8 protein-coding genes are annotated in these 7,211 nt (G+C 41.8%); 7 read left to right on the top strand and 1 reads right to left on the bottom strand.

Annotated features, from left to right (window positions below; all coding sequences use genetic code 11):
• Positions 1 to 20: 20 nt before the first annotated feature.
• Positions 21 to 152: a transposase gene (locus F607_RS33780; protein WP_230400453.1), complete on the top strand. Its 132-nt coding sequence runs from the start codon at positions 21 to 23 to the stop codon at positions 150 to 152.
• A 114-nt stretch (positions 153 to 266) separates the two neighbouring features.
• On the opposite strand, the gene F607_RS0123295 is transcribed toward F607_RS33780, so the two are convergent.
• Positions 267 to 662, bottom strand: coding sequence for a type 2 periplasmic-binding domain-containing protein (locus F607_RS0123295; protein WP_027709991.1), 396 nt, complete (start codon positions 660 to 662; stop codon positions 267 to 269).
• Positions 663 to 1,452: 790 nt separating this feature from the next.
• Between F607_RS0123295 and F607_RS0123290 the strand changes: the two genes are divergently transcribed.
• The 6 genes from F607_RS0123290 (at position 1,453) to F607_RS0123265 (ending at position 7,182) form a co-directional block, all read left to right on the top strand.
• A complete protein-coding gene (locus F607_RS0123290) occupies positions 1,453 to 2,397 on the top strand; it encodes an ABC transporter ATP-binding protein (protein ID WP_027709990.1) in 945 nt (314 codons plus the stop codon).
• On the top strand, positions 2,397 to 3,131 hold the full coding sequence (locus F607_RS0123285; RefSeq protein WP_027709989.1) for an ABC transporter permease subunit: 735 nt from the start codon (positions 2,397 to 2,399) through the stop codon (positions 3,129 to 3,131). The genes F607_RS0123290 and F607_RS0123285 overlap by 1 nt, the downstream gene beginning before the upstream one ends.
• 11 nt (positions 3,132 to 3,142) lie before the next feature.
• Entirely contained in the window at positions 3,143 to 5,215 is a 2,073-nt protein-coding gene (locus tag F607_RS0123280; protein ID WP_027709988.1) for a GldG family protein, read from the top strand.
• 30 nt (positions 5,216 to 5,245) lie between these two features.
• Positions 5,246 to 5,884 (top strand): type 2 periplasmic-binding domain-containing protein, encoded by a 639-nt coding sequence (locus F607_RS0123275; RefSeq protein ID WP_027709987.1) that lies wholly within the window; start codon positions 5,246 to 5,248, stop codon positions 5,882 to 5,884.
• Complete coding sequence (locus F607_RS0123270) at positions 5,847 to 6,143, top strand: hypothetical protein (protein WP_027709986.1); 297 nt, start codon at positions 5,847 to 5,849, stop codon at positions 6,141 to 6,143. Before F607_RS0123275 ends, F607_RS0123270 begins: the two co-directional genes overlap by 38 nt.
• Before the next feature lie 70 nt (positions 6,144 to 6,213).
• The gene (locus F607_RS0123265; RefSeq protein WP_027709386.1) at positions 6,214 to 7,182 is read left to right on the top strand and encodes an IS30 family transposase; all 969 of its coding nucleotides are present in this window, start codon (positions 6,214 to 6,216) and stop codon (positions 7,180 to 7,182) included.
• Positions 7,183 to 7,211: the final 29 nt, after the last annotated feature.

Genomic DNA, 7,211 nt, shown 5'->3' with positions numbered 1-7,211 from the left:
GGAAAGACACATGAGCAGATTTGAAACAAAGGCCTTACTGGGGAAATCATTTTTGGGCTAAAGGTTATTGTGTAGATACAGTTGGTATGAACGCAGAAATGATAAAAAATTATGTCAGATATCAAGAACAGCTTGAAAGACGACAAGAATAATTTGATTTTTAGTAATTAGTTTTTTGTAGGGGATAGCTTGTTAGCCTACTGAGAGGGTGATGTAATGCCCCCTTTCAGGGGGTTAAAAGCAAAACCACCTTCTAAGAAGGTGGATTATTTACTTTCATCAATTGATTGTATGGGGGATGCTCTGTTGTATGTATAAAAGCGATACTCAGTTGGCATAATTTCCGCAATCCATTTGAACTTATCTTCTCGTATAGGTGAACGTGTAAAGGGAATAATAGCGACTAATTCATTTTTAGACTGTTGAACTCTCAGTATTGCTCTAGGCCAAGGAACATCAAAAGAAAATTTAAAGTTTGGTGCTCCATACTTAGTGGCTTCATTAAGAATATCGACAGCAATTCCAACTGGTTTTCCGTCAATTACTCCACAATAAGGCATTGCTTCAAGACCATAAACGGAAACTGTTGTCGCAAAAAGATGCTTACTAACTAACAGTTGTGCTAGAAGTAACAAAGTGACAACGCTCTTTGCTTTTGTCATTTATTCCTTTCCTGATGAGTTTCTGATACATAGTATAGTGGACCCTGAAAACAGTATGCATTCAATAAGTCTCTCTTGGTGGACGTTATCGAGGTTTTGGATAACGGTGATTTAAAAAGAGGCATTGGTTTCGATATACCATTGTCCTGAAGGCACGGTATCCTTGCTTTAGTTTATTATTTTCTATTTTAGTATTTTTGTCCGGTTATTATTCCAGCTGATCAAAAGGGTTTTCATTAGTTTTTAGTTTTGACTGTATGGTCATTTGTGTTTGAGAGTGGCTACTAAGCGATAGAGTTGTCTTCTAGCGCTTGTTTCAACACATACATAAAGTAGCGTCTAATTAAAACCATATAAAGTATAAGGGATACCATGAAAGTGTGGTTTGTCTATTCGTAAGGTGGTATATGACAACTGTGATGGAGAGATCTAAAATGTTAACGGTCTATACTGAGGTGCTGATGGGACTGATTTTGAGGCGCTTTTGTTAAAGTGTCACTATTGAGCGAGTAAAGTGTCTATCTCATTAGCATTTTGAGGCACAATCTTTCAGTAAAGAGAAGGAAAGCTCTTTATCCATCTATAGCTACTTATAGCCCTAGTGTAGGGTATAAGAAAGAGTTAGCTTCTCTTCTGTTATGGCCTCCCAATAATTTTGACCAGCGTGGCATCACGGTGAGATTTACTCAGTATTGAACACTAGGCGTAACTTGAAAAAATCATCTTCGCCAACATATTAGATTCCCACGTAAGGAATCGAACGGTTTATTACAAGACAAGTTGCAAGCTTATGATAAAGATCGAGCACCTTAGCAAAAACTTTGACTACTTTGAGGCAGTTAAAGATATTTCGTTCTCCGTATCTCCTGGAGAAGTGTTGGGCTTTCTGGGACCCAATGGGGCTGGGAAGTCGACGACGATGAAAATGATTTGCGGCTTTTTAACGCCAAGTAAAGGGGCGATATCCGTCTTTGAACATGATGTAGTCAAAGACCCACTAGCCGCGAAACAACTAATTGGCTACTTGCCTGAGGGAGCACCTGCATATGCTGATATGACGACCCTGCAGTATTTACGTTTTATTGGTGAAATTCGTGGTTTTAAAAGCGTTGAGCTTCAACAGCGTATTGATAAGGTTGTTGAGGACCTGGCTTTGCATAGTGTGATTACTCGCCGTATTGAAAATCTATCCAAAGGTTTTAAACGAAGGGTGGGTATTGCCCAGGCGATATTGCATGACCCTAAAGTGCTGATTTTAGATGAGCCTACTGATGGTCTCGACCCAAATCAAAAGCATCAAGTGCGTAACCTGATTCGAAATTTATCTAAAGATAAGATAGTTATTATTTCCACGCATATATTGGAAGAGGTGAGTGCTGTATGTAATCGGGCCATTATTATTGCCAAAGGTGAGTTGGTAGCAGATGGTAAACCTGCTGAGCTGGAAGCTCGTTCACGCTATCACCACGCTGTCACACTACAGGTGGATACTGCCAACAATGTGTTGGATGATCTAACGGCGTTAGATGCGGTAGCCGAGGTAGAAGTCAGCCCAGAAAGCACTAAGCGATTCACCCTGATTCCTAAGTCAGGTGCGGAAGTTTTCTCTGGCGTGAATAAGCTTATTCAGGATAAAGGTTGGGTGGTTGAACAGCTTTTTGTAGAACGTGGTCGGCTTGATGATGTCTTTCGCAATGTCACCATGAAAGAGTCACAGGCAGAGGAGGTTGCCTGATGGGCAAAGTAGGTATTATTTTTAGACGTGAATTAGGCAGTTATTTTGCCACACCACTGGCGTATATTTTTATTGTGATTTTTTTATTGCTTACCAGTGTTTTTACTTTTTACATTGGTGGCTTTTATGAGCGACGACAAGCGGATTTGTTACCCTTTTTTGACTTTCACCCCTGGCTGTATTTATTTTTAATACCTGCTATTGCTATGCGCTTATGGGCTGAAGAGCGTAAATCTGGGACGCTAGAATTACTGCTAACTTTGCCTATTACGCTGCGTGATGCAGTTCTTGCCAAGTTTTTGGCTGCCTGGGCGTTTACGGGAATAGCTCTGGCTTTGACATTTCCTATCTGGATTACGGTGAATGTGTTGGGTAATCCTGATAATGGAGTCATTATTGCCAGTTATTTGGGTAGCTGGTTAATGGCCGGTGCTTTTCTGTCGATTGGTTCCTGTATGTCAGCACTGACCAGTAATCAGGTCATTGCTTTTATCCTTACCGTAGTCGTGTGCTTTATCTTTGTTGTCGCCGGTTCAGCGCTAGTTCTGGACTTTTTTCAGTCTTGGGCACCCACCATGTTGCTTGATACCGTTGCTTCACTAAGTTTTCTGACGCACTTTACTGCAATTAGTAAAGGTGTACTCGACTTACGTGATTTGTTGTATTTCCTGATTATGATTGGCGCCTGGTTATTTGCAACCGCAGTCATTATTGATATGAAAAAAGCAGATTAAGGAGTGGAGAAATGACCAGGAAACTCTTTTCTCGTGCAGGTTTATTGATTTTGGCAGTATCTGTACTGCTGTTGGTGTTATTGGTTAACAACGTAGTTAAAAACTGGCGGGCTGATTTAACCGAAGATAATTTATATACGTTATCTGATGGTACCCATAATATGCTGCGTAATTTGCAGCAACCCGTTAAGTTGGAGCTGTTTTTCTCTAACAAGCTGACTAAGGACTTACCGCGTTTACGGAGCTACGCGAAGCGAGTACGAGAGCTGTTGGAGGAGTATTCGCTTATTGCGGGTGATAATCTTAACTTTGAAGTGATCGATCCCGAACCCTTTTCAGAGTCTGAAGATAAAGCCGCTGAATATGGCTTACAGGCAGTACCCACTAGCTTAGGTGGACCTGAAGTTTATTTTGGTCTAGCAGCTACAGGTGATTCTGGCAATCGGGAAGTCATTGAGTTTTTTCAGCTGGATAAAGAAGAATTTCTTGAGTATGACATCAGTAAGCTGATTTATGCAGCCAGCCAGAAAGAAAAACCAAAGCTCGCGTTAGTCGCGGGTCTTCAGGTTGATGGTGGGTTTAACCCGATGACGCGTCAGCCTTCACAACCTTGGGTCGCAGTTTCCCAGTTGGATATGCTGTTTAATGTTGAGCGGCTGGGATTAGACTTCAATAAAATCAATGATGATGTGGATTTGCTGATTGTTATCCACCCTAAAGATATTTCTGATGATGCGCAGTATGCGATTGATCAGTTTGTACTGGGGGGTGGTAATGCATTGATTTTTGTCGATCCTGTAGCCAGCCAAGATACTGGTGGCGGTGGTATGATGGCCTTTGGCCCTAAAGCCTCTAACCTGGAAGCTTTATTCAAGGCCTGGGGACTCACCATGACCAAAGATAAAGTGGTGGGAGATGCCAAACATGCGTTGTCAATCAGCCAAGGCCAAGGCCAGCGCCCTACACGTCACTTAGGTATTGTTGGTTATGGCAAAGACAACTTTGCCAAAGATGAAGTCGTTATGGCGGATTTGGAAGTCATTAATTTTGCTACAGCAGGTGCTTTAGCACCTATTGAAGGGGCTGTGACTACATTTACACCGTTGATCCAGTCTAGCGATGAGGCTATGCTGATTGATGCCAGTAAGTTTGCCTTTTTGCAAAACCCAAGCACATTGTTTAATGACTTTAAGCCAACGGGTGAACATTATACCGTTGCTGCTCGGATTCAAGGCCCAGTAAAAACGGCATTTCCTGATGGTCCTCCAGAGAAAAAAGAGGAAGAAGCTAATCCTGATGATAAGGAAAGTGCTGATTCAGCAGGCAAAACAGATGGTGAGGAGGCTGTAGCGTCATCGGGTAATGCGACTGCTGATAAAGCCACTTCTGATGATGGAGCCAAAGCTGGGGAGGCAAAAGTAGAAGAAGTTGCTAAAGCTGATGCTAATGCTGCAGAGGTTGCTAAAGATCAGGATGCTGCAGAAGATAAAGAAGAAGAGGTGTTATTCCCTGACCCATTAACGGCTTCAAAAGGTGATATCAACGTTGTCGTAATTGCAGATACCGATGTGTTAGGCGACCCCCTTTGGGTCAGTGTTCGCCAGTTCTTTGGGCAAACTTTTGCGCAACCTTTTGCAGGTAATGGCGATTTGTTCATAAACTCGGTTGATAACATGCTTGGTAATGCTGACTTGATCAGTATCCGAGGTAGAGGCCAATTCTCTCGTCCTTTTGATCTGGTTGATGCCATTGAGCGTGAAGCGGAAAATAAATTCCGTGAAAAAGAGCGTGAGTTGCAGAAACAACTGGAAGAAACTGAGAGCAAACTGGCTGATTTACAGGCTAGTAAGGATGGTGAAGAAAAGCTCACGTTAAGCCCAGAGCAAAAGGAGGCGTTAGAACGCTTTCAAGCAGAGAAGTTACGTATTCGTAAAGACTTAAGAGAAGTTCAACACCAGCTTGGACAGGATATTGAAGAGTTAGGCACTTTAATCAAGTTGCTTAATATCTTATCTATCCCCTTATTGTTGACTCTCTTATTAATGGGTAATCACTTTATCCAACGTCGCCGGCACTTAGCCTAGTTTATATTTTTTAAAATAAAGTGATTTCTTGTGAGTTTGAACCCAGCCATTGTGCTGGGTTTTTTTATGTCTCCAAAAAACGCAGTCAACAATACTCTGCTGGCGTATTTCTTAAAAAGAAACTGTATAGCAACTATTATTAAACTAACCAAACTTTCAGAATTTGATGATTTTTATTGGCAAGGTTGTTTAATGCTTAAAGCTGTAGTGTGGCGATTGGCTTTCATGTGGTTTTGCGTTGGCCTTTTCTCAAAGGTGAATGCTGCAGAGCCATTTGTTTTGGTAACGCTGGATGATCAGGATAAAAACCACGTACGCTTGATGAAGCAAGTATTGGTAGATGCGTATGCTGAGCTTGGCATGGAGATTGATCTGCGACTGTTACCAAATAAGCGTTCACTTGAGGCTGTAAACTCAGGGTTGGCTGATGGTGAAGGTGGGCGGATTGCGGGGATGGAGAAAGTGTATCCTAATCTTGTAATGGTGTCTGAACCTTTGTTTAGCTTGAAGGTACTCGCTTACACGAAAAAGCTTGATATAAAAATCGATGGCTGGAAAAGCTTAAAGCCATACCGTGTAGGCGTTTTAAGGGGAGCTAAATACGCTGAGTATGGAACAAAAGGGATGAAGCGTGTTGTTATTAGGCTCTTTTGGCACCCAGTTGTTTAAAGCGCTTGAGGCGGATAGGGTGGATGTTGTAGCAATTCATGAATCAAATAATTTAGCGCTTTCAGGCGTGAAAGGTGTAAAAGCACTTCAGCCACCGTTACAGGAAATCATTATTTTTCACTATTTAAATAAGAAACATAAAAAACTAATACCTGCATTAAACTGCGCAATTAAACAGGTCAAACATCGCATTAATAAAGAGGTTGTGGGCAAGTTAGAAAAGAGCTGCCAAGCACTAATGAATCGCGGTTTCGGATAATAAGTGCAATTGGCATGAGAGAAGTCAGCTGATAGAGTTTGCGCTTCTCCCGACCAAGAGATAAAGCACTATGAACTACACTCAGCTGACTGAACATGAACGATACCAGATTTACGCGCTTTTAAAAGCAGGATTAAATCAAAAAGAAATTGCTGAGAACTTGGAACGAAATCCATCAACCATCTCTCGTGAATTAACGCGGAATAAAGGGCTTCGCGGATATCGCCCCAAACAGGCACAACAACAGTCAGATGACAGGCGATCCTCCGCATATAAAGCACGGAAGGTATCCAATGAAATACACGTTAAAATTGTAAAACTGATTCGTCAGGACCTTAGTCCACAGCAAGTGGTAGGCTACTTGAAAAAGCATGAAAACACCTCGTTACACCACGAGACGATTTATCAACTCATATATAACAACAGGCAAGAAGGTGGTGATTTATATACGCATCTTAGAATCATTCCTAAGCCCTATCGTAAGCGCTATGGTCATTCTGACAAGCGAGGTAAGATAAAAAACCGTGTGAGTATTAATGATCGTCCTGATGTTGTTGATAGGCGTAATAGGATTGGAGATTGGGAAGGAGATACGATCATTGGCCAGGGTCGTAAGGGTGCGTTATTAACATTAGTTGAGCGCAAAACGCTGTATACCGTGATAAGGCGCTTAACAGGGAAGCGTGCAGACCTGTTAGCCGAAGAAGCAGTGAAAGCGATGGCTGAAATAAAAGAAAAAGTAAAGACCATGACTTTTGATAATGGCCTTGAGTTTTCCGCTCACGAGTCGATTGGAGAAAGGTTGGAAGCAGATATTTACTTTGCTAATCCGTATGCATCCTGGGAGCGAGGCACGAATGAAAATACGAATGGCTTGATACGGCAGTATTTTCCAAAGGGCACGGATTTCAATGAGGTGAGTGACGAAGATATTCAGTTTGTGATGGATCGTTTAAATGAGCGTCCAAGAGCAACAAGGAGTTTCAAGTCACCGAATGAAATGTTTTTAGGGCAGCGAGTTGATTTACTCGCTAATTAAGAATTGCAGTTATTACTTGAAACCAAGAA

This window comes from Zooshikella ganghwensis DSM 15267, from assembly GCF_000428585.1.
GTDB lineage: Bacteria > Pseudomonadota > Gammaproteobacteria > Pseudomonadales > Zooshikellaceae > Zooshikella > Zooshikella ganghwensis.
Note: the sequence above shows the minus strand (reverse complement) of the source record. Positions and strands in the feature narration are given on the sequence as shown.

Bases quoted from the DNA above. Each gene is read 5' to 3' on its own strand.
- F607_RS0123295 (WP_027709991.1), bottom strand. From the start codon at position 662: ATGACAAAAGCAAAGAGCGTTGTCACTTTGTTACTTCTAGCACAACTG.
- F607_RS0123290 (WP_027709990.1), top strand. From the start codon at position 1,453: ATGATAAAGATCGAGCACCTTAGCAAAAACTTTGACTACTTTGAGGCA.
- F607_RS0123285 (WP_027709989.1), top strand. From the start codon at position 2,397: ATGGGCAAAGTAGGTATTATTTTTAGACGTGAATTAGGCAGTTATTTT.
- F607_RS0123280 (WP_027709988.1), top strand. From the start codon at position 3,143: ATGACCAGGAAACTCTTTTCTCGTGCAGGTTTATTGATTTTGGCAGTA.
- F607_RS0123265 (WP_027709386.1), top strand. From the start codon at position 6,214: ATGAACTACACTCAGCTGACTGAACATGAACGATACCAGATTTACGCG.